Consider the following 22,212-nt stretch of genomic DNA (forward strand, 5'->3'; position numbering starts at 1 on the left):
ATGACTACAGCCGACCCTACAGCCGAACCCGAGCCGGAGAGTGCCGTCGAAACGGCCCGTCGCCAGCTCGAGCGTGCCGCCGCTCACCTGGACGTCGACGACGGGATCGTAGAGCGACTGCGTCATCCGACGAGCGTCTATCGCGTGACGATTCCGGTCGAACGCGACGACGGTTCGACGGAGATGTTCACGGGCTATCGCGCCCATCACGACAGCGTGCGCGGTCCGTACAAGGGTGGGCTGCGCTACCACCCCGACGTCAGCGAGGAGGAGTCGATCGGGCTCTCGATGTGGATGACCTGGAAGTGTGCGGTGATGAACCTGCCCTTCGGCGGCGCAAAAGGTGGCATCGTGGTCGATCCAAAGGAACTCAGTTCCGACGAGAAAGAACGGCTCACCCGCCGGTTCGCCGAGGAACTGCGTCCCATCATCGGTCCGATGAAGGACATCCCAGCGCCGGACATGGGTACCGATCCGGCGACGATGGCCTGGTTCATGGACGCCTACTCGATGCAGGAAGGCGAAACGACGCCCGGCGTCGTCACCGGTAAACCGCCCGTCGTCGGCGGCTCCTACGGCCGTGAGGAGGCACCCGGTCGCAGCGTCGGGATCATCACCCGGGAGGCCGTCGACTACTACGGCTGGGACCTCGAGGACCTCACGGTCGCCGTCCAAGGGTTCGGGAGCGTCGGAGCCAACGCCGCCCGGTATCTGGACGACCGGGGTGCGTCGGTCGTCGCCGTCTCCGACGTCGACGGTGCGATCTACGATCCGGACGGCCTCGACACGAACGACGTCGAAGACCACGACGAGACGCCGGGAATGGTCTCGGGCTACGACGCCCCGGAGACGATGAGCAACGAGGAGTTGCTCGAGCTCGACGTCGACGTTCTCATCCCGGCCGCGATCGGCAACGTCCTCACCGCCGAGAACGCCGCCAACGTACAGGCCGACATGATCGTCGAGGGCGCGAACGGGCCGACGACCTCGACGGCCGGTCAGATCTTCGAAGAGCGGGACATTCCCGTCATCCCGGACATCCTCGCCAACGCGGGCGGCGTCACCGTTTCGTACTTCGAGTGGCTCCAGGACATCAACCGCCGCGCGTGGTCGCTCGAGCGCGTCAATCAGGAACTCGAGGAGGAGATGCTCGAGGCCTGGCGGGCCGTCCGGGAGGAGTACGACTCTCGCGACGTCACCTGGCGCGACGCGACCTACATCGTCGCCCTCTCGCGGATAGCCGAGGCCCACGAGGCCCGCGGTCTCTGGCCGTAACGCCGTCGCCGTCGGTCCACGCCAGCAGCCGAGTGTCGACGTTCGGACCAGAACACTTGTTATTCACACTCCGTTAGGTTCGAACGAACGATGGGATCGGAACGGGAGTCGATCGACCGCCGGACCGTCCTCGGAGCTCTCTGCGCCGGTAGCGTCGGCGCTGTCGCCGGCTGTCTGGGGGGCGACGAGAGCGAAGACGACGAGGAAGAGGAGGGAGTCGAACCCCAGCCCGTATCCGTCGATTCCGATGCGGACTGGTTGACGGCGTCGATCACCGACGTCACGACCGAGGAAGACGTGCGGATCGCCGATGCGAACCGACCGACGATGCTCCACACGTTCGCGACGGGGTGTGCGGCCTGCCAGAGCCAACACCGGCAGTTCGGTATCGCCTACGATCGGATCGGCGACGACGTGACGATCCTCGATCTGACGATCGATCCCGACGCCGATCCGGAGGACATCCGCGAGTACGCGGTCGAAGACGGCTACGAGTGGCGCTTCGGGATCAGTACGCCGGACCTCATCGGGAGTCTGGTCGACTCGTTCGGTAGCGACGTCCGAACCAGCGCGGCGTCACCGGTCGTCCTCGTCTGTTCGGACGATGAGGTATACACCCTCGACAAGGTCGTCTACGCCGACGAGTTCGAATCCGTCCTCGAGGAGGTCTGTTGACCGTCGTGGCGATGGCGTCGACGAGCGCGGCGCTCCTCGAGTTTTTCCTGCTGGGGCTCGCGACGCCGCTGACGGCGGCGTGTGTCATCCCGCTGTATCCCGGGTTCCTCGCGTATCTGACGTCGGTCGGCGGAGACGACGACGGTGGCAGATCCACTCCCGTCGCTCTGCTTGGCGTTCTCGTGGTCGCGGGTGTGCTGGCGTTCATGGCGGTCGTCGGACTGCTCTGGACCGCCGTCTTCGGGGGCGGCGTAACCGACGCGGTCGAGCGACTCTCGCCGCTGGCGTTCGCCGTGCTGGCCGTCGTCGGCCTGGTACTGGTCGTCTCGCCCGGCGGCTTCTCCCGACTGCCGACGATCGAGCCACCCCACTCGCGGTATCCGACGGCGTCAGCGTTCGCCTACGGCTTCTTCTTCGGCGCGATCGTCATCCCCTGTAATCCGGGCCTGGTCGCGCTGTTCGTCAGCCGATCGACGGTCGCGTTCCCGGCGTTCGACGCCGGGTGGGAGGTCCTGCTCGGCTTCCTCGCGTTCGGCCTGGGCATCGGCGCACCGTTGCTGGCGTTCGCACTGCTCGATCAAGCCTCCAGCCGGCGGATCACGCGAACGCTCGCGCGGCACAGCGGCGCGATCAACCGCGCCGTCGGCGTCGTATTGCTTGCCGTCTCCGCCTACTACCTGGTGTTCGTCTTCCAGGTCGTGCCCGGTACCGCCGGCCTCGAGCCACCCCTCGAGTATCCGCCGGTCTGACCGGCCGTCATCGGCGATCGATCGGCGAGAACCAACCGGCCTGAACGCCTGTCGGTTGTCTTCCGACTGACACTAGTCATTTACCGGTTGCCAGTCGAGTGTGCGTATGGTTCGCAGAAGCGTCCTGTTCACGCCGGGTGACCGGCCCGAGATGCTCCGAAAAGCACCCGGTTCGGGGGCCGACGTGATCGTCTTCGACCTGGAGGACGCCGTCGCCCCCGGCCGAAAGGACGAGGCGCGGGAGACCGTTCGCGAGGTACTGACGGCCCCGGACTTCGATCCCGACTGCGAGGTGTGCGTCCGGCTCAACGCCGATCCGGACGCGATCGCCGCCGACCTCGAGTCGGTCTTCGACGGTGGCACCGACGAACTCCGCCTCGATAGCGTGATGCTGCCGAAAGTGGCCGGCCCGGAAGACGTCGACCGACTCGCGGGCGATCTGGCGGCTTACGACGCCGACCTCCCGGTGTTGGCGCTGCTCGAGAGCGCGGCCGGGATCCTCGCAGCACCCGAGGTCGCGGCCGCCTCAGCGACCGACGCCGTCGTATTCGGCGCGGAAGACCTCGCAGCGGACGTCGGCGCTACCCGTACTGACCGGGGGACCGAAGTGCTATACGCCCGCGAGCGCGTCGTCCTCGCCGCCGCGGCCCACGACTGCGAGGCCGTCGACACCGTCTACACCGACTTCGAGGACAGAGACGGACTCGTCGAGGAGGCGTCGTTCGCCGTCCAACTGGGCTACGACGGCAAGTTGGCGATCCACCCGGCGCAGGTCGAGCCGATCAACGAGGCGTTCACGCCGTCGGCCGAGGATCGCGAGTGGGCCAGCCGCGTCCTCGCTGCGAAACGCGAGGCCGACGCCGCCGACCGGGGCGTGTTCGAGGTCGACGGCGAGATGATCGACGCGCCGTTGATCGCCCGCGCCGAGCGGATCCGCCGCCGGGCCGAGGCCGCCGGCGTGTGGACGAACGCCCAGTATAATGAGTAGTCAATGTCTCCTAGGTCTATAGATATCCGTACCCATGGTAGATATTCGCTACGCTTATCCTTGGGGTGGGTAAAGAGGCAAGTATGGCCGAGGAAGTGAACCCGTTCGACAGTTTGCAGTCCCAGATCGACGAGGCTGCGGCCCACCTCGACGTCCCCGACGACGTCATCGAGCGACTGAAACACCCCGAGCGCGTCCTCGAGACGAACCTCACCGTCGAACTCGACGACGGCTCCCTCGAGCGATTCACGGCGTTCCGCGCGCAGTTCAACGGCGACCGCGGACCCTACAAGGGCGGCATTCGCTACCACCCGCAGGTGAGCCGCGACGAAGTGAAGGCGCTGTCCGGGTGGATGACTTACAAGACGGCGATCGTCGACGTCCCCCTCGGCGGCGGAAAAGGCGGGATCGTCGTCGATCCCGCCGACTACTCCACGGCGGAACTCGAGCGACTGACCCGGGCGTTCGCGAAGGAACTCCGGCCCATGATCGGCGAAGACCGGGACATCCCCGCACCCGACGTGAACACGGGCCAGCGGGAGATGAACTGGATCAAAGACACCTACGAGACGCTCGAGAACACCACCGAACCGGGCGTCATCACGGGCAAGAACCTCGCCAGCGGCGGCAGCGAGGGACGCGTCGAGGCGACCGGCCGCTCGACCGTCATCGCAGCCCGCGAGGCGTTCGACTACCTCGACAAGGACCTCGAAGGGGCGACCGTCGCGGTCCAGGGCTACGGCAACGCCGGCTGGATCGCCGCGAAACTGATCGACGAGATGGGCGCGACCGTCGTCGCCGCCAGCGACTCCTCGGGCGGCATCTACGACCCCGACGGCTTCGATCCCGTCGCCGCGAAAGAGCACAAGAACGAGACCGGCAGCGTCGTCGGCTTCGAAGGCAGCGAGGAGGAGATCACTAACGAGGACGTGCTGACGATGGACGTCGACCTCCTCATCCCGGCCGCGCTCGAGAACGCCATCGACGCCGACCTCGCCGAGCAGGTCGAGGCCGACGTCATCTCCGAAGCGGCGAACGGGCCGCTGACCCCCGCCGCCGACGAGGTCCTCGAGGAGAAGGACGTCTTCGTGATTCCGGACATCCTCGCGAACGCCGGCGGCGTCACCGTCTCGTACTTCGAGTGGGTTCAAAATCGCAACCGCTTCTACTGGAGCGAACGGAAGGTCAACGAGGAACTCGAGAGCCACATCGTCGACGGCTTCGACGCCCTCGTCGGGACGCTCGAAGAACACGACCTCGAGAACCCTCGGACCGCCGCCTACGTGGTTGCGATCCAGCGCGTCGCTGACGCCTTCGAGGAAGCCGGAACCTTCCCCTGACCGGCCGCTCCCGTATTTTCGAACCGGTTCGCGCCGTCACGACGGTTGGATGCCGCGCCGCGACCAGTGGGCCGCTGCCGATCCAAGAGCGGAGTATTCTCGGCCCATTGTTATTAGTAACTTGTCAATATATTTGTTGTAGAAGCTACCATTGTCGGTGGTAGGGTGAGAAACCCCCTCGTTCGAGAGGTCAGTACGGCGGATAGTGTTTCGATTCGATATTAGAACGCTGTCAGACGATTCAGAATCCAACAAACACTTATGAACTGACGTCCGATTGGTTCCCTAATGAAACGACGAACAATGTTGGGTGGACTCGGTGCGGTCGGACTCGCCGGCGTCGCCGGCTGTCTCGGTGCCCTCGGACTCGATAAACACGAATCGACGCCAGGTGGGGTCGATCCGGGCGTGCTCGAGGAGACCGGCTACGAACGGTCCGGCGTCGAGGAACTCGCCATCGAAGAGACGTTCGAACTCGGGCCGTACTCGGAGGAAATCGTCGTTCGGAACTACCTGACCGAGTACGACAAGTCGGTCGGCCTCGAGCCGGTGGCCGACCAGCGGGCAGCCGTCTTCGTCGTCCTGACGACTCCGAAGGTCGACGTCCTCGGGCAGAACTTCAACCCGGTCGAGGAGATGGACGCGGCGGAACTCGTCGAACTGGTCGCCTCGAACTACGACGACATGGGGAACGTCAGTTCGGACGGCGAGGAGACGATCACCATCCTCGGCCAGGAGACGACTCGCGCCCAATTCACGGCGGAGGCCTCCTTCTCGGGGACGAACGTCGACGTTCACCTCCACGTCAGCGAGGCGGTCGAAACCGAGGACGACCTCGTCGTCACCATCGGGGTCTACCCCGAGGAACTCGCCTTCCGGGAGGAAGAACACGTCCGCCAACTGATGGGCGGCGTGACCCCCGACCTCGAGGGCGAAGCCGCCGACGGCGATGCTGGTGGCGACGGGAGCGACGAGTCAGCCGACGACGGCACAGCCGACGACTCGGATGCCGAAAACGGGGACAGTGACGCATCAGACGACGGTGACGACGGATCCGACAGCGACGGCACCGACGAAGGAACCGAGGGCGGCGATAGCGACGACGGCGACGACGAGGAGTCGGACGGCCTGCTCGGAATCGAAGTCTGAGATCGGTCGACGAAGCGTCGGTCTTCAGCCGTCCACGGTCGCGCGATCAAAGGCCGAGTTCCCGACCGATGACCATGTGCTGGATCTCGCTCGTTCCTTCGCCGATCTCCATCAGTTTGGCGTCCCGGTAGAACCGCTGGGGGGCGAAATCCGTCGTGTAGCCGTAGCCGCCCAGCACCTGCACCGCGTCCTCGGCGACCTCGCGGGCCGATTCGCTGGCCTCGAGTTTCGCCAGGGCCGACTCGCGGGTGACCGGTTCGCCGGCGTCGTACGTGCGGGCGGCCCGGTAGGTCAACAGCCGGGAGCGTTCGACCTTCCGGTGCATGTCGACGATCGTATCCCGGACGGCGTCGAACTCGCAGATCGGCTGGCCGAACTGCTCGCGCTCCTGGCTGTAGGCCTTGGCGTGGTCGTAGGCACCCTGGGCGAGCCCCGTCGAGAGTGCGGCGATGGAGATTCGCCCGCCGTCGAGCGTCTTCTTCGTCTGCTCCCAGCCGTCGCCTTCCTCGCCGAGCAGGCGATCCTCGGGCAGTCGAACGTCGTCGAACCGGATCTCGCAGGTCGGCGAGGCGTTTAGCCCCATCTTCTCCCAGACCGTCGTCACCTCGAAGCCGTCGTCCGCCTGGGGATCGACGATGAACGTGGAGATGCCGTCGTAACCCGCGTCGGGGTCGGTGACGGCCTTGACCAGGATCGAACCGGCCTCGCTCGCGTTCGTGATGAACTGTTTGGTGCCGTCGAGCACCCACTCGTCGCCGTCTTTCGTCGCGGACGTGTCCATATCGGACGCGTCGGAGCCGCTCTCGGGCTCGGTCAGCGCCCAGCCGCCCAGGTACTCGCCTTCGGCCAGCGGCCGCAGCCAGCGTTCTTTCTGGGCCTCCGTACCGAACCGTTCGATCGGCTTCGAGGCCAGCGACGTGTGTGCGACGTACGAGAGCCCGATCGATCCCGAGACGCGACCGAGTTCCTCCGCGACGAGCGCGTACATGAGCGTGTCCCCGCCGAGGCCGCCGTACTCCTCCGCGATCGGCACGCCCATCACATCCAGCTCGGCGAGTTGGTCGAAGATCTCCGCGGGGAATCGGTGCTCGTCCTCGATCTCCTGGGCGATCGGCTCGATCTCGGCCTCGCAGAAGTCCCTGACCGTCTCCCGGATCATCCGGTGTTCGTCGGGTACGGCGAAGTCCATACGCAATACTTGCCGGCATGATGAATAAACGCACCGCCGATCGGGCGACTCTGCAAGACCCGGGGCGCTACCAGCCCCTGCCGGAATCGGATTCGTCGTCCTCGGTGTCGGTTTCGGAGTCGCCCGCTTCCCGGTCGGCGTTTCGGGCGTCGTCCTCCCAGCGGCCGTCGTCCCAGTCGTTCGAGGAGCCCCAGCCGGCCCCGGACTGATCGTCGTCCCGTCGGCCCTCCGTCGATTCGTCACCGGGCGATCCGCGCTGCTCCCAGCCGCTATTCGGTCCGTCACGGGGCTCGTATCGGGGACTGGCCGACCGGCCGTTTCGCGCCCGCACGGCCGCTCGCTGGTCCGGCACGAGGTCGAGATCGGGGTTCGTATCGCCGAGAACCAACAGCGCGTAGTACTGGAAGTACGTCCGGACCGGCATCTGGACCAGCGCGACGACTAACAGCGCAAGGACGATCGCCAGCATCCCGAGAGGGAGCATGAGGACCAGTCCGAGCTGTCCGAGCGGCCACAGCAGCAAGAAGAGGATCACGAACGGAATCGCCAAGACGATGAGACCGACGGCAATGAGGAAGGCGACCCCGATGTTGATCACCAACTGGAGGATCCAGACCAGTACGAGGTAGACGGCGTACTCCACCCAGTTCGCCCGGAGCGTCGGCCAGAACCGCCGCCAGCCCCCCAGCACCGACCGGGACTCGAGCAGCATGATGGGGGCGACGAACTCGGAGGTAAACCGCATCAGGAGTGCGAACGCGAGAGCGATCGGGACGCCGACGGCCGCGATAGTCAGGAGCGTCCCGGCCGCCGCACGGAGGCTCGGGGCCGTCCAGATCGTATACAGCATCGGAATCCCGACGAGCGAGCCGACCACGAGCAAGCCGGCGAGACGGAACAGGAACAGCCGGATGCCACGTCCCAGATTCTCCCTGGCGTACCGACGAATCCGGACCTCTTCGGAGCGCAGCGACTCGACGAAGACGAACTCCATGATCGCAGCCACCAGTCGGAAGGCCAGCCAGAGGACGATCCCGATTGCGGCGACAACGAGCAGGAACGGGAGGACGTTTTCGATGAGTTCCTCCACCTCGGGCGTCGGCGCTGGGACGGGCTCGTCGGGACCAGCGTAGATAGTCGGATCGGAGACGGCGACTCCGCCGAAGCCGAAGCCGCCGACGAACAGGACGACGACGGTGAGCTTGAGCCATCGGCGTAATCGGAACGGTAACAACAGCTCCCGCGTGACGTCGATCGCATCCCCGAGGTCGTCGACAGCGTCCATTGCTAACTCGTGATTCCGATGCGACGGTGAAAACGGTACTGCTATCGGAGCCACCGAACGTCAGTGCACATCTGCCCGCAGCGTAGAACTCGTTTCATACGGAGGCTGTACCGATCTACCGGCGCACCCGCCGCCCGGGTCGCGGATGCGCCAGCTTACAGTCCTCGTATCAGTTCTGCACACGCCGGCGGCGATCGACCGGGTACCTCGTCGTCTCGCGGCTCCGACATTTCGGGATGCATTTAACCCCCGCACCCCTGACTCGGACGTATGGATATCCGCCAGCTCGCACGGGGGACCGTCGAGTGGGACCGCATCGAGCGCGTGATGCGGACGCTGGCGGACCACTACGACCGGGAGGTCGTTCGCGTCGAGTTCCTCGAGGCGAACAACTGGCTGTCGACCCCCTGCGTCGTCGACGACGACCTGTTCGTCAAACTCGTCTCCAGGCAGAACACGCTCGTCCATACGCTGTTGACGACCGGCCGGAACGTCGGCGCGGTCGCGGCCGGCACGGGACGGTTCTTCGACCGGTTCGACACGCCCCTGGAGATGGTCGAACACGAGTACGAGGCGACCCAGCGGATGCGCGAGATCGGTCTCAACGTGCCCAAACCCCTCGATGCCTTCGAGGCCAACGGTCTCGGGGTCCTCGTCATGGAGTATCTTCCCGAGTTTCGGACCCTCGAATCGGTCTCCGACGAGACGCTGGCACGGCTGGCACCGGAACTGTTCGAGATGCTCGCGACGCTGCACGACCACGACCTCGCCCACGGCGACATCAGAGCCGAGAACGTCCTCCTCTGTAACGACAGCCTCTATTTCATCGACGCGACCTGCGTGCACGAGGACCGCGTCTCGGAAACGACCGCGTACGATCTGGCCTGTGCGCTGGCCGTCCTCGAGCCGCGGATCGGTGCCCGGCAGGCCGTCGAGGCGGCGGCGTCGGTGTACGGGCCGGGGGAACTGCTCGCTGCACGGCGGTTCCTCGAGTTCGTCAGGCTGCGGCCCGACCACGAGTTCGACTCGACGCACCTTCGCAGCGAACTCGAGAAAGCGGCGGAACTCCATCGAACCTAGGGGTAGCGGTCGAAACGCGAATGCGTCGCTCGTTCGGGCTGGGACGTCGGTATCGAGCGGATCGAAGGCCGGTCGCTTGTCGCTGGGGGTCGCGACAGGGCCGTATCAGGCCCCCGTCGGCGAGGCTCGCGTGGAGCCGCTCGTCAGGTAGCTGACGACGATGATGAGCAGTCCACCGACCGGAGCCGCGACGATCACCGCGTCGAGTCCGTACGGACTGGCGAGGACGGTATCCCAGGTGATCGCCAGGATGGCACCGACGATCATCCCCGTGAGACCGCCGATCTTGGTCAGTCGACCACGCATCAGGAAGATCGCGAGCAGCGGGGGTGTGATCGCGGCTCCGTAGGCCGTATAGGAGTACATCTGGACCTCGAGGATCGTCGGGAAGTACTGGCCGAGAACGAACGCGAAGACCCCGAGGACGACGACGAAGGCACGCGTCAACCAGAAGACTCGTTTGTCAGAGGCGGCCGGGTTGATGAAACCCTTGTAAAGATCCTGCGAGAGGTTCGTGCAAGCCGACAGGAGGTAGGAACTGCCAGTGGTGATGACAAACGCCGCGGCGGCGGCCAGGAGGACGCCGCCGACCCAGGTCGGAATCTCGGTCGTCGTCGCGATCAGCGCCATTCCCGGGTCGAGTTCGGGGAACATTGCTCGCGAGGCGAACGCGATAACGGGAACGAGCGTCATCGTCGCGACGACGCCGACGAACCACGCGACCAGTCCCGCGTCGGTTCCTTCGTCGCTTTTTCCGGCGATGATCCGCTGGTACATGTTCTGGTCGGCGAGGATCAACAGCAGCGGCGGCGCCCAGAGGGCGAAGAACTCGAGCGCGGAGAGGTCGCCGAGGACCGCGAGGTGACTCTCCGGCACGCTCGCAGTGATCCCCGACCAGCCGCCGGCCTCGAGGACGACGAACGGAACTGCGATGATGAGTCCGACCAGCATCAAGAGGGCACTGATCGCGTCCGTGTACGCGACCGACATCAGGCCACCCATCGCGGCCAGCACGATGATAACGGCGGTTCCGATGAGCGTTCCCTGGGCCACCGGGATGCCAGTGGTGACGTTCAGTACGAATCCCAGGCCGATGAACTGGTAGGAGACGATACCGACGTACGCGAACGCGATGACGAGCAGGCTGATGACCCGTCCTTCCTTCCCCAGTTCCGACTCGATCATCTCGGGGATCGTCAGTTTGTCGAAGCCTCTAATTCGAGGAGCGAGTGCCTTCAGAACGCCGATGCCGATGAGCGCAGCAGTGCCGAAGAGGATCGCCGGTAGCAGTCCGTTGTCGTATGCGACCGAGTTCGCGCCACCGGTCACCGTTCCGGATCCCATCCACGTCGCAAGCAGGGTCCCGGCGATGACCGCCGTGCCGAGACTCCGCCCGGCGACCATAAAGTCCTCCGCCGTCTCCGTTTTGCCGTACGCCCAGACGCCGACGCCGAGCATCACGATCAGATACGCGGCGACGATGTACAGTAACGTTATGTCGGGTTGTACCTCCATGTGGTGCGTGTACAATACTCGGTAGTTAAATACCCTCCCGACCGATTGTTTCTGTAATGTGGTGACAAATACCAAATATGATGGGTGAGGCGACCATCGGTCGGTCCCGGTTTTAATATCGATAGTCGACTGGTGGCGCGTGATGACGAACCTCACGATCGGCGAATCGGAACACCGTGATCGCACGCGAACCCTGCTCGAGCGCGCCAGCGAGGACGGTTACGACGGCGTCGTCCTCTTCGGCGCGTTGAACATCCACTACGTGAGCGGGATGTATCACCTTCCGACCGAGCGCCCGGTCGCGCTCGGCGTCACCGACGATCGAATCGACGCCGTCGTCCCCCGACTCGAGCAGGAACACGCCTCCCGCGACGACTTCCTGATCGACGAGGTGACGACCTACTTCGAGTATCCGCAGGGGGAGCCGATGGAGCGGGTCGCGGAGATGTGCGACCGACTCGGGATCGCGGACGGGTCGATCGCCGTCGACGCCGACGGGAGTCCGCCTCGTAACGGGTACACTGGGCCGGCGCTCTCGGCGCTCGTCTCCGCAGACGTCGGCGTCGAGGACTACGTCACCGACATGCGGGAGACGAAAAGCGACGCCGAGATCGACCTCATCCGGGAGGCAAGCGTCTGGGCAAACCTCGGTCACCGGCTCCTCCAGGAGCGAATCGAGGTCGGTCGCCGACCGATCGAGGTCCGGGCGGAAGTCGAGGCCGAGGCCGTCAAGACGATGCTCGACGCGCTCGGCGACCGCTTCGAGATGCGCTCGTGGGCGAATCCGATGCAGTGTCTGTTCACGACCGGGGAGGTGACCGAACTCCCCCACAGCATGGACCAGACGACCCGGATCGAACGCGGGGACAACGTCGTCACCATCGTCAAGCCGAACGTCGGCGGCTACACGACCGAACTCGAGCGGACGATGTTCGTCGGCGAGGTCTCCGACGCGCAGCGAGATTACTTCGAGATCATGAGGGAATCACAGGAGATCGCGATCGAAACCATCGGGCCGGGCGTCGAGTACGCCGCCGTCGAGGAGGCCGTCGTCGACTACTTCGAGGAACAGGGCGTCGCGGAGTACACGCAACACCACGTCGGCCACAACATCGGCATGGAGGGCCACGAGCGGCCGTTCCTCGACGTCGATCAGGAGGGAGAGATCCGCCCAGGCGAACTGTTCACCGTCGAACCGGGGTTCTACGTTCCCGACGTAGGTGGGTTCCGACACTCCGATACGGTGGTGGTGACCGACGAGGGCACGGAGACGCTCACGTATTATCCCCGTGACCTCGAGAGCCTGATCGTTCGATAGCTCCAGCCCTGACACTCGAGATGCTGTTCTTCGGGCGTCGTCGGACGAATACGAATCGGCGATACAATTTTTCGGATCTCTGTTCCGAAATCACAACATAGAAGCCTCCCCTTGAGACACGTACCCACATGAGCTTAACGGGAGAGGTATCGAGCGTTCGATTGACCCTCGATCTGTGGCATCCGAACTGCTGGGCGATCGAGGCGACCGATCGAACGGGCGGTGGCGTGCTCGCTCACGCGGTCTACAACTCGCCGACGACCGGCGAGAGTCCCGAAACGGTCAGGGGACTGTTCACGGCGTTCGGCGAGACGTCGGCGGAGGTCGAGCAACTTCTGGACGCAATTCGCGAGTCCGAGCACTCGGGCGAGGTGTTCGAACTCCAGGAACGGTTCGGCCGTGCCCGCAACGCGCCGGGCAACGTCGTCCGCGAGTTCTTCCTCGAGTACGACCCCAGCGAGATGGTCTGTCCGACCCTGCTCGAAAACGGGTTCGTCCACAGCGCGCCGGTTCGGATCGAGGACGGCAGCGAGGAGTGGAACCTCTGTTTCGCCGGCGACCGGTCCGCGATCGAGGCGTCGCTCGACGACGTGCGCGAACAGTCCGGAGCCGAGGTGACGATCACCTCGATCACGACCGCGGACTCCCCCGACCGATCGACCAGGGAACACCGGCTCGATACCCTGACGAGTGCCCAGCGAGAGGTCTTCGAACACGCCCGCGAGGCCAGCTACTACGAGTGGCCCCGCGAGATCACGACCCGCGAACTGGCCGACGACCTCGACCTCGCGAAGTCGACGCTACTCGAGCACTTGCGACGAGCGGAGTCGAAACTGCTCGATCCCGACTAGGATAGGATCGCCCGCAGTGCGAACAACGCGTTCTCCTTTCGCTCCCGAACCCGCCGGTAGAAGTACGAGAACCACTTGGAGCCGTAAGGGACGTACTGGTAGACGTCGACGTCGTCGGCGGCCAGTTCGTACTGGGCGTCGGTGCGGACGCCCATCAGCATCTGGATCTCGTAGGGGGTGCCGTACTCGTCGTGTAACTCGCGGGCGAGGGAGACGAACGTCGGATCGTGACTGCCGACGGCGATGCCGTCGTCGAACGACTCGAACATGAACTCGATGCAGTCGTGGTACGCCTCGTCGACCCGTTCCTTGTCGGTGTAGGCGACGGATTCGGGTTCGTCGTATGCCCCTTTGACGATCCTGACCGTGCCAGGGGCGTCGGCCAGTCGCTCGAGGTCCTCGCGCGTGCGCTTGAGATTCGCCTGGAGGCAGACGCCCATGCCACCGCCATGGCGACGGACGAGGTCCTCGTAGGCGTCGAGCGTCGCGTCGGTCGTCGTGTGATCCTCCATGTCGACCCAGACGAACACGTCCTGCTCCGCGCCGCGGTCGGCGATTTCGGTCAGGTTCTCCTCGAAGGTCTCCGCACCGACGTCGAGGCCGATCTGGGACGGTTTCACCGAGATGCAGGCCTCGAGGTCCGAACTACCCACGTCGTCGATCAGCGCGAGGTAGGCCTCGGTGTCGGCTGTCGCGTCGGCCGGATCGTCGTAGTGTTCGCCGAGGAGATTCAGGATGGCCGTCACGTCGCGCTCCTCGAGCGTCCGGGCGTACTCGAGCGCTTCCGCCGGCGTTTCGCCCGCGACGAATTTGCTCGCGATTGGGGGAATCATTCGTTCGTATTCCTCGAGACGGACCCCATAAGCCACCACCCGACCAATGAGTTAGCGTCCGATCGTGGTGAAATAATCCTCTCGGGCGACCATGATCGGTGGGGATTACATGGAATCAGCGAGTAATGACGAACTATGTCGCAGCAAACCGGGACGCAACCGAACCAGCACTACATCGGCGGCGAGTGGACCGAGGGACGCGGCTCCGAGACGTTCGCGAGCGAGAATCCGGCGACGGGCGAGACGCTCGCGGAGTTCCACCGCGGCACCCAGGACGACGTCGACGCTGCGCTCGCGGCCGCCGACGAGGCGTTCGAGGAGTGGCGGGAACTCTCCTACATCGACCGCGCGGAGTACCTCTGGGACATCTACCACGAACTGCGCGACCGCCACGAGGAACTCGGCGAGATCGTCACGAAGGAGTGTGGCAAGGAGATCTCGGAGGGGAAGGCCGACGTCACCGAGGCCTGGCACATGGTCGAGTGGGCGGCGGGCAACGCCCGGCATCCTCACGGGGACGTCGTCCCGAGCGAGATCGGGAGCAAAGACGCCTACATGCGGCGCAAGCCCCGGGGCGTCGTCGGCTGTATCACCCCCTGGAACTTCCCGGTCGCCATCCCGTTCTGGCACATGGCTATCGCGCTGGTCGAGGGCAACACGGTCGTCTGGAAGCCCGCCGAACAGACGCCGTGGTGCGGTCAGATCATCGCCGAGATGATGGAAGACGCCGGCATCCCCGACGGCGTCTTCAACATGGTCCAGGGGTTCGGCGACGCCGGATCGGCCATCGTCGACGACGAACGCGTCGACACGGTCCTCTTTACGGGATCGGCGGAAGTCGGGCACGAGATCTCGAGCAAGGTCGGCGGCGAAGCCGGCAAACTCGCGGCCTGCGAGATGGGCGGCAAGAACGGGATCGTCATCACGGAGGAGGCGGACCTGGACATCGCCGTCCACTCGGCCGTGATGAGTTCGTTCAAGACGACCGGCCAGCGCTGTGTCTCCTCCGAACGGCTGATCGTCCACACCGACGTCTACGACGAGTTCAAGGAGCGGTTCGTCGAGGTCGCCGAGAGAGTCGCCGTCGGCGATCCGCTCGAGGAAGACACCTTCATGGGCCCGGCGATCGAGGCCGACCACGTCGAAAAGATCCGCAAACACAACGAACTCGCCCGCGAGGAGGGTGCGAACGTGCTGGTCGACCGGTTCGAACTCCCCGACGACGAGATTCCGGACGGACACGAGGACGGCCACTGGGTCGGCCCGTTCGTCTACGAGATCGACTACGACACCGACCTGCGCTGTCTGAAAGAGGAGTGTTTCGGCCCACACGTCGCGCTCCTCGAGTACGAGGGTGACATCGAACGCGCCCTCGAGATCCACAACGACACGCCCTACGGTCTCGCCGGGGCGGTCATCTCGGAGGACTACCGGCAGATCAACTACTTCCGCGATCACGCCGATCTCGGTCTCGCGTACGCCAACCTGCCCTGCATCGGTGCCGAGGTCCAGTTGCCCTTCGGCGGCGTCAAGAAGTCCGGCAACGGCTACCCGAGCGCCCGCGAGGCCATCGAGGCCGTCACCGAACGCACCGCCTGGACCATGAACAACTCGAAGGAGATCGAGATGGCCCAGGGCCTCTCGGCGGACATCACGACCCGGGACGACTGAGACGGGTCACTGTACCGATGTACCGGCGCAACCGCCGGGATCGCGGTCGTGCCGGAACCGAGGGACAGCAGTCCGTCTGAGAATTCTCCCCCTGTTCGACGCCAAGCGAAAATCGTCGAACGTTTATCACTGAACGGCGTCGATCCGATCAGTATGTGGCCGCTGGGACACGTCGCCGTCGCGTACCTCTGTTATACGCTCGCGACGCGCCATCGGTTCGACGCCTCGCCCGGACAACTCGCCGCAGTCGCCGTCGTCTTCGGCAGTCAGTTCCCGGATCTCGTCGACAAACCGCTGGCGTGGTACGCCGCCGTGTTACCGACCGGCCGTACGCTCGCACACACGCTGTTCGTTCTGGTCCCGCTCGCGATCGGTCTCTACGCCCTCGTCAGTCGATCCGGGCGCGGGGAGTACGCGATCGCCTTTGCCATCGGTGCGCTCTCACACAGTCTCGTCGACGCGGCCCCCGCACTCTGGGGCGAGCGCGTGGCAGCCGAACACCTCCTGTGGCCCCTCACACCCGTCACCCCCTACGAAAGTGGATCTCCGTCGATCCTCGAGTTGCTCCGTGGCTCGGCGAGCGATCCGTTCTTCCTCGCGGAGTTCGTCCTCGCGGCGCTCGCGCTCGCACTCTGGCGACGCGACGGCTATCCGGGGCTGGGGTTGCTCCGGACGACGCTCGCACGGCTTCGACCGACGCCGACAGACGGCTAACGACAGAACGGACGATCGGAAAGGGAGAGGTGTGGACGTGGACGCGGACGAGAGCGCTCGAGGTCGCTCGATTCCCGGGAATCGAGCGTGCGGCGGGCCGGCGTGGCGTGTCTGCCGGTACTGACGTGAAAAGCGTCGTTCCCGGCACCTCCTCGTACGTCGTCCGCGGACAAAAAGTCGGCGGTTGCACCCCCTTCTCAGAGCCGTCGATCCCGCAGCGCCGGGAACTCCTCGCGAACGTCGGCGACGCGCGCGGGATCGACCTCCGCCGTCACCAGTGCCGGCTCGTCGCCGCTCGAGGCGAGCGCGACGCCCCAGGGGTCGTAGACGGTCGAGCGGCCGAGGAGAGTCGCGTCGTCGAAGGTGCCGCTCCCGTTGATCGTCGCGACGTAACACTGGTTCTCGATCGCACGCGCCCGCGAGAGCGTCTCCCAGTGCTCGATCCGCGGATACGGCCACGCGCTGGGCACGAGAAGAAGTTCTGCCCCCGCGTCGACGAACCGGCGGAACAGTTCGGGAAAGCGGAGATCGTAACAGGTCGAGACGGCGACGCAGACGCCGCCGACGGTCGCCGTCTCGAGGCGCTCGCCGGGGACGAGCAGTTCCGCCTCGGCGGACTCGTAGCCGAACAGGTGGTGTTTCCGGTAGACGAGCTGCCGTTTTCCGTCGGCGTCGAACAGCACCGCGGTGTTCGCCAGTCCCTCCGCTGCGGGCGTCTCGACGGCGGTCGTCGCCGCCAGGTCTTCGACGATCGTTCCCGCGAGGACGGCGACGTCGTGGGCCGCGGCAGCCTCGCTCACCCGCGTGAGCGTCTCCCCCTCGACCGGTTCGGCGGTTCGTTCGTACAGATCGAACGCGAAGTAGCCGACGGTGAACAGTTCCGGGAGGGCAACGAGGTCGACCCCGCGGGCGGCGGCCCGCTCGATCGCCTCGAGCGCGCGGTCGACGTTGGCCGGCCGCGCACCGGGTTCGATCTCGAGTTGGGCGAGTCCGATCCGCAGGCTCTCGGTTGCGTCGGCTCGGTCCATCGGTCACCCCTCCGTCGGCGTCCGGAGGTCCCGCTGGAGCGCCCGGCGGAGGTTCTCGATCTCGGCGTCGAGGTTGCGCTTGAAGAAGGTCTCGACGCCGGGAAGCTTGCCATCGACGACGAACACGTTCTCGAGTCGCGCCCCGGTATCGGTTTCGACGATCGTGTGTTCGCCGGTGACATCGAGCACGCGGGACGTGCCGACGAACTTGACGTACTCCGGCCGCCGTCTGGTGACGTCCTCGGTCTCGACGGAGACTGTCCGTCGAACGACCGGGATCGGTAACGCGACCTCCCAGGTAACCTTTCGACCCTCCGGATCGTTCGTCGAGAAGTCGTCGACGACGCTAATCGCCCGCGCACGGTTTTCCGGATCGGCGATGAACTCCCAGATCCGTTCGGGAGCGGCCGACAGCTCGAACGACCGCTCGACCCGTACAGTCATGGCTCACAGTCAGGGGTTCACCGGTAAAAAGGCGATGGACCGTCCGCCGGAACGCGAGCGGCCGCCACTCAACTGAGGGTGACTTTCCACGTCGTCGACCGGGCACGACCCCACTTCTCGATGTCGACCTCGTCGGATTTCTCCGCGAGGTGGGGCAGTCGTGCACCGACCTGTTTCGACGAGAGGCCGATCGCGTCCGCGATGTTCTTCGCCCGGAAGTACCGCTCACCACGGGCAGCACTCTCCCGGAGATACGAGAGAATGCGCTGCTCTTCGTCGGAGTACTCGGTCATCGTCCGTACCCCCGGCTACGGTCTCGTCGGTCTTAACTTTTGTAGACACGACCCGGCGAAGCGACGGTGACACGACCCAGAGTCGGCGGGTTGAAGCGATTCGACCGGACCGTCAGAAGAGGGTGCGGCGATTCGGATCGTATCGACCTCTCCGCGAGTCGATCCGATTCGACCAGTGGGCCGTCGGCTCAGTCCCAGTAGAGGTGGATCGCCACGACCGCGAGACAACTGAAGAGGACGGCCGCGCCGAATCCCCAGGCCGCCGTGAGGTCCGGCGCGCCGACAAACATCAGTCCCGCGCCGATGACGGCGACCGCACCGAGCACCAGCGCCAGTCCAACGCCCATGTCCGTCGACGACTCCGTTTGCGTAGCCATGCTCGAGGGTTGTCAGTCAGGTCTCTTAATAGCATCCGTTTCGAACGACGTGACCGTTTCACACGGTCAGCGGGAGAGTCGTCCGTCGGGCCAGCGGCCCCGGTACCGGTCACTTGATGGTCGTGTGTTCGGACTCTTCGTTGAGCGCGAGGTTGGCCGCGATCTCGGCGTTTCGCATCGCGTACTGGGCGGTCTGCTGGAGGCTGACGAGGACCTCCCGGACCCGGAGCAGTTCCTCGTTGGGCATCTCGGGGAGGTCGGCGAGGATCTCCTGTTCCCGTTCCGAGATCTCCCGGAACAGGCCCCGGACCTGATTCGACTTGTCGTAGTCGGCCTCGACCGCCGCCTCGACGGAGATCGTGGTGATCTCGTCGACCTGTTCGTTCAGTTCCCGGATGTCACGCATGACCGAACTGTCGACGTCCAGCGAGTGACCCTGCGTCTCGATGACGATTTCGGCGATGTCCTCGGCGTTGTCGGCCGTTAGCTCGAGGTTCTTCGCGATCGAGCGGTAGCCGATCAACGGGAAGCCACTGTTCAATCCGACGGCGCGTGCGAGGTTGGGGTTCTGGTAGGCGGTGAAGATCAGCCGCAACAGGAGGACGAAGATCTTGTTGGCCTGTCGCTCCCGATTGAGCGCCCGCTGAGCGAGGTCGGGATTGCCGTGGGCAAGCGCCTTGATTCCCTCGCCGCGCATCGTCTGCCCGGTCCGTTCGAGGCGCTCGAGAAGGTTGTCGAGGGTGAAGTCCTCGGGGTCGACCGAGCACCGGATGGAGATGCTCTCCGGCGTCTCCTCGATGACGCCCAGCCCCATCAACTGCGTCTCGGCCTGATAGACCGCGTTGATGTGCTCGGAGTCCAGCGCGCCGTCCTGTCGTTCGATCCGGATGATGCGCCGGCCCAGCACGTACTGGGCGACGATGGCGCGCTCGACGGCGTCGGCGTCCAGGTCGTCCGTGTGGATGATGGCTTCCGTCTCCTCGGTGCTGGCGGATTCGGGCATCACGGTCAGCGTGCCCTTGCCGCTGGTCCGAAGCGACACCTCGTCGCCCTTCTCGACGGCGTGTTCCGAGGCCCACTCGGCGGGGAGGGTCATCGCGAGCGTCGACGGCCCCAGTCGTTGCACTTTCCGGGTTTCCATGGCCGATCGTAGGGGCGACGCGACCTTAATATTGACTATATGGCCATTACGTCATCCAGTGATAGTTATACGGTTGGCCGAATCGGCCGGTACGAACCAGACCTTAAACAACCTTCACCAGTCGCGTGGTGAACCGGCCGGTCCGAACCTGGAGCCAGCCGCGAAGCGACTCGTCGATCGCCTCGTCGTCGGTGTCGACGCGCAGAACGTCGATATCGTCCAGTTTCTCGTCGGAGGCCACTACCTCGATCTCGTCGGCCCGTCCGATGACGTCGGGGGAGAGCTGGTGGTTGCCGCGCCCGAAGACGAAGCCCTGGCCCCCGATCGGCGAGACGACGATCGTCGTCGGCTCCTCGAGCGCCGCGAGGATGTCGCGTTCGGCCCCATCACGGACGAGCACCTCCCCGTCCCGCCAGACGTCGACGCCGAGCGGCGACGGGTCGATCCCGAGTTCGCGTTCGATCGCCCCGACCGTCCCCCCTGGACCGAAGACGTAGGTCCGATCGGACTCCACCTCGCGGGCGAACCCCGACGCCAGCGAGTCGACGCTGCCGCTGGCGATCTGCTTGCTCGACTGGACGTTCGGCGCGACGGGAACGGAGACGACCGCCTCGAGTTGCGTTCGGACCTCGCCCTCCCGGTAGGCCTCCTCGTCGATGTCGTTGACTTCCCGCGAGCCGACGCGGTCGAACTCGGCCGCGATCCGGCCCGCGTCCGCCGGCGTGACGGCGAACACCGACGAGTAGATCTTCACGCCCGCGGGTACGCCCAGCATCGGCGTCTCTTCGTCCGCGGACTCGAGCACCTCGGCGACGTCGACGGCGGTCCCGTCGCCGCCGACGAACAGCACGAGGTCGACGCCGTGCTCGAGAAACGCCTCGACGGCCCCACGCGTGTCCGCGGCGGTCGTCCCGGGTGCGGCCGGATCGACACGTCCGTCCGTCGTGGCTGCTGGCTCGTACACCACCGTCGGCTCGTAGCCGGCGTCGCGGACGGCGTCTTCGCCCATTACCGTCGCCGCCGTTACCACCGTCAGCGCCGGCTCACGGCGGTGAACAGCTTCGAGGGCCTCGCGCGCCCGGTCCGGCGCGCGCGGTTCCGCACCGCGGTCGCGGGCTTCCTCGAGTTTCCCGTCGGTCCCTTTCAGTCCAACGCGACCGCCCATTCCGGCGATCGGATTGACGACGACCCCCAGCGACTCCATACTACCGGGTACGAAGCCGACACGGAAGGATGTGGCGTCATACGGTATCCCATCCGTCATCTCCGGCGTACCCGCGACCCGGGCGGCGGGTACGCCGGTAGATCGGTACAACACTCCGTATCAGCGGGGCGGGATCTGAAAAACTAAGGGGGACGGGAACCGATCGCCGATCATGAACGAACTCATCCACGTACTCGAGGCGGAGCCGGTCCTGCCGATCGGCGTCGTCGGCTGGGGGACGCTGGCGCTCGCGCTGCTGGTAACGCTCGTCTGGCTCGTCTACGTCTACCGCTGATCGGGTCCGTCGACCCGCTCGCGAAGCCACGCCGCAGCCGCAGCCGCGGTCTCCTCGTCGTCGCTCTGGATCTCGATCCGGACGGCCTCGCCCGGATAGCTGCCGATCGAGACGTCGAACCGTTCGCGGAGGTCCGCGATCCGCTCGAGCAACGCGCTTTCGGGTTCGTCGGCGACGACGACCTCTCGAGCGGCAGGCGTTCCGGTGAACTCCTCCTCGATGCGCTCGAACATCGCCCGCATCTCCGCCGGCACACCGGGAAGGACGTAGACGCCCTCGAGCGCCGCGCCGGGGGCCACCCCCACGTCGTTGTGCAACGCCTCCGCGCCGGCCGGTAGTTCCGTAGTTCCCTCCGTGAGGTCCTGTCGGGAGTAACCCTGTTCCTCGAGCCAGGCGAGGGCGTCCTCGTGTTCGACCATCGAGCGACCGAGTGCGGCGGCGACGCCCTCCATCGTCACGTCGTCGTGCGTCGGCCCGAGCCCGCCGGTGACGATCACGGCGTCGTACTCCGCCCGGTACTCGTTGACGACGCGAGCGATGTCACCGATCCGATCCGGGACGGTAGTGATCCGCTCGACGTCGACGCCCCGTTCGGTGAGCCGTTCACAGAGCCAGGTGGCGTTCGTATCCGTCGTCCGTCCCGCGAGAAGTTCGTCACCGACCGTAACGACCGCGACCTTCATATCCAGTTCTACGAGCGGGGGCCCCAAAGGCGTCCCGTTCGGTTCCTCGACAACACCGGTCAACTGTCTTCGAATTCACAGATACCACAAGATTCACTTCTGATAATTAGTAACA

23 protein-coding genes are annotated in these 22,212 nt (G+C 65.5%); 12 read left to right on the plus strand and 11 right to left on the minus strand.

Going from position 1 to position 22,212, the window contains the following annotated elements:
- The 6 genes from gdhB (at nucleotide 1) to TX79_RS03210 (ending at nucleotide 6,176) form a co-directional block, all read left to right on the plus strand.
- Nucleotides 1-1,275 carry a glutamate dehydrogenase GdhB gene (gdhB, locus tag TX79_RS03185; RefSeq protein ID WP_049925709.1) on the plus strand — a complete coding sequence of 425 codons (1,275 nt, stop codon included), beginning with the start codon at nucleotides 1-3 and terminating at the stop codon, nucleotides 1,273-1,275.
- A gap of 90 nt (nucleotides 1,276-1,365) precedes the next feature.
- The gene (locus TX79_RS03190) at nucleotides 1,366-1,950 is read left to right on the plus strand and encodes a hypothetical protein (RefSeq protein ID WP_049925710.1); all 585 of its coding nucleotides are present in this window, start codon (nucleotides 1,366-1,368) and stop codon (nucleotides 1,948-1,950) included.
- 11 nt (nucleotides 1,951-1,961) lie between these two features.
- A complete protein-coding gene (locus TX79_RS03195) occupies nucleotides 1,962-2,699 on the plus strand; it encodes a cytochrome c biogenesis protein CcdA (protein ID WP_049928256.1) in 738 nt (245 codons plus the stop codon).
- A 106-nt stretch (nucleotides 2,700-2,805) separates the two neighbouring features.
- On the plus strand, nucleotides 2,806-3,687 hold the full coding sequence (locus tag TX79_RS03200) for an HpcH/HpaI aldolase/citrate lyase family protein (RefSeq protein ID WP_049925711.1): 882 nt from the start codon (nucleotides 2,806-2,808) through the stop codon (nucleotides 3,685-3,687).
- A gap of 83 nt (nucleotides 3,688-3,770) precedes the next feature.
- Nucleotides 3,771-5,027 carry a Glu/Leu/Phe/Val family dehydrogenase gene (locus tag TX79_RS03205; protein ID WP_049925712.1) on the plus strand — a complete coding sequence of 419 codons (1,257 nt, stop codon included), beginning with the start codon at nucleotides 3,771-3,773 and terminating at the stop codon, nucleotides 5,025-5,027.
- Between the two features lie 288 nt (nucleotides 5,028-5,315).
- Nucleotides 5,316-6,176: a DUF6517 family protein gene (locus TX79_RS03210; RefSeq protein WP_049925713.1), complete on the plus strand. Its 861-nt coding sequence runs from the start codon at nucleotides 5,316-5,318 to the stop codon at nucleotides 6,174-6,176.
- A 46-nt stretch (nucleotides 6,177-6,222) separates the two neighbouring features.
- On the opposite strand, the gene TX79_RS03215 is transcribed toward TX79_RS03210, so the two are convergent.
- Together TX79_RS03215 and TX79_RS03220 are read right to left on the minus strand one after the other, a co-directional pair.
- Complete coding sequence (locus TX79_RS03215; protein ID WP_049925714.1) at nucleotides 6,223-7,365, minus strand: acyl-CoA dehydrogenase family protein; 1,143 nt, start codon at nucleotides 7,363-7,365, stop codon at nucleotides 6,223-6,225.
- 67 nt (nucleotides 7,366-7,432) lie between these two features.
- Entirely contained in the window at nucleotides 7,433-8,650 is a 1,218-nt protein-coding gene (locus TX79_RS03220) for a DUF7544 domain-containing protein (RefSeq protein WP_049925715.1), read from the minus strand.
- A gap of 270 nt (nucleotides 8,651-8,920) precedes the next feature.
- Here TX79_RS03220 and TX79_RS03225 point away from each other — a divergent pair, with 270 nt between their 5' ends.
- Nucleotides 8,921-9,730, plus strand: a complete 810-nt coding sequence (locus TX79_RS03225; protein WP_049925716.1) for an RIO1 family regulatory kinase/ATPase domain-containing protein — start codon at nucleotides 8,921-8,923, stop codon at nucleotides 9,728-9,730.
- Nucleotides 9,731-9,835: 105 nt separating this feature from the next.
- Here the strand turns inward: TX79_RS03225 and TX79_RS03230 are convergent, their stop codons facing one another.
- A complete protein-coding gene (locus TX79_RS03230) occupies nucleotides 9,836-11,245 on the minus strand; it encodes a sodium:solute symporter family protein (RefSeq protein ID WP_049925717.1) in 1,410 nt (469 codons plus the stop codon).
- A gap of 142 nt (nucleotides 11,246-11,387) precedes the next feature.
- On the opposite strand from TX79_RS03230, the gene TX79_RS03235 reads away from it, so the two are divergent.
- Both TX79_RS03235 and TX79_RS03240 read left to right on the plus strand, forming a co-directional pair.
- Complete coding sequence (locus TX79_RS03235) at nucleotides 11,388-12,563, plus strand: M24 family metallopeptidase (protein ID WP_049925718.1); 1,176 nt, start codon at nucleotides 11,388-11,390, stop codon at nucleotides 12,561-12,563.
- Nucleotides 12,564-12,691: 128 nt separating this feature from the next.
- Entirely contained in the window at nucleotides 12,692-13,414 is a 723-nt protein-coding gene (locus TX79_RS03240; RefSeq protein WP_049925719.1) for a helix-turn-helix domain-containing protein, read from the plus strand.
- Here TX79_RS03240 and TX79_RS03245 read toward each other — a convergent pair.
- The gene (locus TX79_RS03245; protein ID WP_049925720.1) at nucleotides 13,411-14,247 is read right to left on the minus strand and encodes a proline dehydrogenase family protein; all 837 of its coding nucleotides are present in this window, start codon (nucleotides 14,245-14,247) and stop codon (nucleotides 13,411-13,413) included. The two genes, TX79_RS03240 and TX79_RS03245, sit on opposite strands and share 4 nt — an antisense overlap.
- Nucleotides 14,248-14,382: 135 nt before the next feature.
- On the opposite strand from TX79_RS03245, the gene TX79_RS03250 reads away from it, so the two are divergent.
- Complete coding sequence (locus TX79_RS03250) at nucleotides 14,383-15,918, plus strand: aldehyde dehydrogenase family protein (RefSeq protein WP_049925721.1); 1,536 nt, start codon at nucleotides 14,383-14,385, stop codon at nucleotides 15,916-15,918.
- 153 nt (nucleotides 15,919-16,071) lie between these two features.
- The gene (locus tag TX79_RS03255; protein WP_049925722.1) at nucleotides 16,072-16,632 is read left to right on the plus strand and encodes a metal-dependent hydrolase; all 561 of its coding nucleotides are present in this window, start codon (nucleotides 16,072-16,074) and stop codon (nucleotides 16,630-16,632) included.
- Nucleotides 16,633-16,829: 197 nt separating this feature from the next.
- On the opposite strand, the gene TX79_RS03260 is transcribed toward TX79_RS03255, so the two are convergent.
- The 6 genes from TX79_RS03260 to TX79_RS03285 all read right to left on the minus strand — a co-directional run bounded on the left by TX79_RS03260 (nucleotide 16,830) and on the right by TX79_RS03285 (nucleotide 21,119).
- Entirely contained in the window at nucleotides 16,830-17,660 is an 831-nt protein-coding gene (locus TX79_RS03260; RefSeq protein WP_049925723.1) for a carbon-nitrogen family hydrolase, read from the minus strand.
- Nucleotides 17,661-17,663: 3 nt separating this feature from the next.
- Nucleotides 17,664-18,104: an SRPBCC family protein gene (locus tag TX79_RS03265; RefSeq protein ID WP_049925724.1), complete on the minus strand. Its 441-nt coding sequence runs from the start codon at nucleotides 18,102-18,104 to the stop codon at nucleotides 17,664-17,666.
- Between the two features lie 68 nt (nucleotides 18,105-18,172).
- Nucleotides 18,173-18,397: a DUF7123 family protein gene (locus tag TX79_RS03270; RefSeq protein WP_049925725.1), complete on the minus strand. Its 225-nt coding sequence runs from the start codon at nucleotides 18,395-18,397 to the stop codon at nucleotides 18,173-18,175.
- A 188-nt stretch (nucleotides 18,398-18,585) separates the two neighbouring features.
- Entirely contained in the window at nucleotides 18,586-18,774 is a 189-nt protein-coding gene (locus TX79_RS03275) for a DUF7525 family protein (RefSeq protein WP_049925726.1), read from the minus strand.
- A 109-nt stretch (nucleotides 18,775-18,883) separates the two neighbouring features.
- Nucleotides 18,884-19,915: a phosphate signaling complex PhoU family protein gene (locus TX79_RS03280; RefSeq protein WP_049925727.1), complete on the minus strand. Its 1,032-nt coding sequence runs from the start codon at nucleotides 19,913-19,915 to the stop codon at nucleotides 18,884-18,886.
- Nucleotides 19,916-20,018: 103 nt separating this feature from the next.
- Entirely contained in the window at nucleotides 20,019-21,119 is a 1,101-nt protein-coding gene (locus tag TX79_RS03285; protein WP_049925728.1) for an ATP-NAD kinase family protein, read from the minus strand.
- A gap of 172 nt (nucleotides 21,120-21,291) precedes the next feature.
- Here TX79_RS03285 and TX79_RS19965 point away from each other — a divergent pair, with 172 nt between their 5' ends.
- Nucleotides 21,292-21,414 carry a hypothetical protein gene (locus TX79_RS19965; protein WP_268257975.1) on the plus strand — a complete coding sequence of 41 codons (123 nt, stop codon included), beginning with the start codon at nucleotides 21,292-21,294 and terminating at the stop codon, nucleotides 21,412-21,414.
- On the opposite strand, the gene TX79_RS03290 is transcribed toward TX79_RS19965, so the two are convergent.
- A complete protein-coding gene (locus TX79_RS03290; RefSeq protein WP_049925729.1) occupies nucleotides 21,405-22,097 on the minus strand; it encodes a competence/damage-inducible protein A in 693 nt (230 codons plus the stop codon). The genes TX79_RS19965 and TX79_RS03290 overlap by 10 nt on opposite strands.
- Nucleotides 22,098-22,212: the final 115 nt, after the last annotated feature.

The organism is Halopiger goleimassiliensis (assembly GCF_000455345.1).
Classification (GTDB): Archaea; Halobacteriota; Halobacteria; order Halobacteriales; family Natrialbaceae; genus Halopiger_A; species Halopiger_A goleimassiliensis.

Bases quoted from the DNA above. Each gene is read 5' to 3' on its own strand.
- gdhB (WP_049925709.1), top strand. From the start codon at position 1: ATGACTACAGCCGACCCTACAGCCGAACCCGAGCCGGAGAGTGCCGTC.
- TX79_RS03190 (WP_049925710.1), top strand. From the start codon at position 1,366: ATGGGATCGGAACGGGAGTCGATCGACCGCCGGACCGTCCTCGGAGCT.
- TX79_RS03195 (WP_049928256.1), top strand. From the start codon at position 1,962: ATGGCGTCGACGAGCGCGGCGCTCCTCGAGTTTTTCCTGCTGGGGCTC.
- TX79_RS03200 (WP_049925711.1), top strand. From the start codon at position 2,806: ATGGTTCGCAGAAGCGTCCTGTTCACGCCGGGTGACCGGCCCGAGATG.
- TX79_RS03205 (WP_049925712.1), top strand. From the start codon at position 3,771: ATGGCCGAGGAAGTGAACCCGTTCGACAGTTTGCAGTCCCAGATCGAC.
- TX79_RS03210 (WP_049925713.1), top strand. From the start codon at position 5,316: ATGAAACGACGAACAATGTTGGGTGGACTCGGTGCGGTCGGACTCGCC.
- TX79_RS03215 (WP_049925714.1), bottom strand. From the start codon at position 7,365: ATGGACTTCGCCGTACCCGACGAACACCGGATGATCCGGGAGACGGTC.
- TX79_RS03220 (WP_049925715.1), bottom strand. From the start codon at position 8,650: ATGGACGCTGTCGACGACCTCGGGGATGCGATCGACGTCACGCGGGAG.
- TX79_RS03225 (WP_049925716.1), top strand. From the start codon at position 8,921: ATGGATATCCGCCAGCTCGCACGGGGGACCGTCGAGTGGGACCGCATC.
- TX79_RS03230 (WP_049925717.1), bottom strand. From the start codon at position 11,245: ATGGAGGTACAACCCGACATAACGTTACTGTACATCGTCGCCGCGTAT.
- TX79_RS03235 (WP_049925718.1), top strand. From the start codon at position 11,388: ATGACGAACCTCACGATCGGCGAATCGGAACACCGTGATCGCACGCGA.
- TX79_RS03240 (WP_049925719.1), top strand. From the start codon at position 12,692: ATGAGCTTAACGGGAGAGGTATCGAGCGTTCGATTGACCCTCGATCTG.
- TX79_RS03245 (WP_049925720.1), bottom strand. From the start codon at position 14,247: ATGATTCCCCCAATCGCGAGCAAATTCGTCGCGGGCGAAACGCCGGCG.
- TX79_RS03250 (WP_049925721.1), top strand. From the start codon at position 14,383: ATGTCGCAGCAAACCGGGACGCAACCGAACCAGCACTACATCGGCGGC.
- TX79_RS03255 (WP_049925722.1), top strand. From the start codon at position 16,072: ATGTGGCCGCTGGGACACGTCGCCGTCGCGTACCTCTGTTATACGCTC.
- TX79_RS03260 (WP_049925723.1), bottom strand. From the start codon at position 17,660: ATGGACCGAGCCGACGCAACCGAGAGCCTGCGGATCGGACTCGCCCAA.
- TX79_RS03265 (WP_049925724.1), bottom strand. From the start codon at position 18,104: ATGACTGTACGGGTCGAGCGGTCGTTCGAGCTGTCGGCCGCTCCCGAA.
- TX79_RS03270 (WP_049925725.1), bottom strand. From the start codon at position 18,397: ATGACCGAGTACTCCGACGAAGAGCAGCGCATTCTCTCGTATCTCCGG.
- TX79_RS03275 (WP_049925726.1), bottom strand. From the start codon at position 18,774: ATGGCTACGCAAACGGAGTCGTCGACGGACATGGGCGTTGGACTGGCG.
- TX79_RS03280 (WP_049925727.1), bottom strand. From the start codon at position 19,915: ATGGAAACCCGGAAAGTGCAACGACTGGGGCCGTCGACGCTCGCGATG.
- TX79_RS03285 (WP_049925728.1), bottom strand. From the start codon at position 21,119: ATGGAGTCGCTGGGGGTCGTCGTCAATCCGATCGCCGGAATGGGCGGT.
- TX79_RS19965 (WP_268257975.1), top strand. From the start codon at position 21,292: ATGAACGAACTCATCCACGTACTCGAGGCGGAGCCGGTCCTGCCGATC.
- TX79_RS03290 (WP_049925729.1), bottom strand. From the start codon at position 22,097: ATGAAGGTCGCGGTCGTTACGGTCGGTGACGAACTTCTCGCGGGACGG.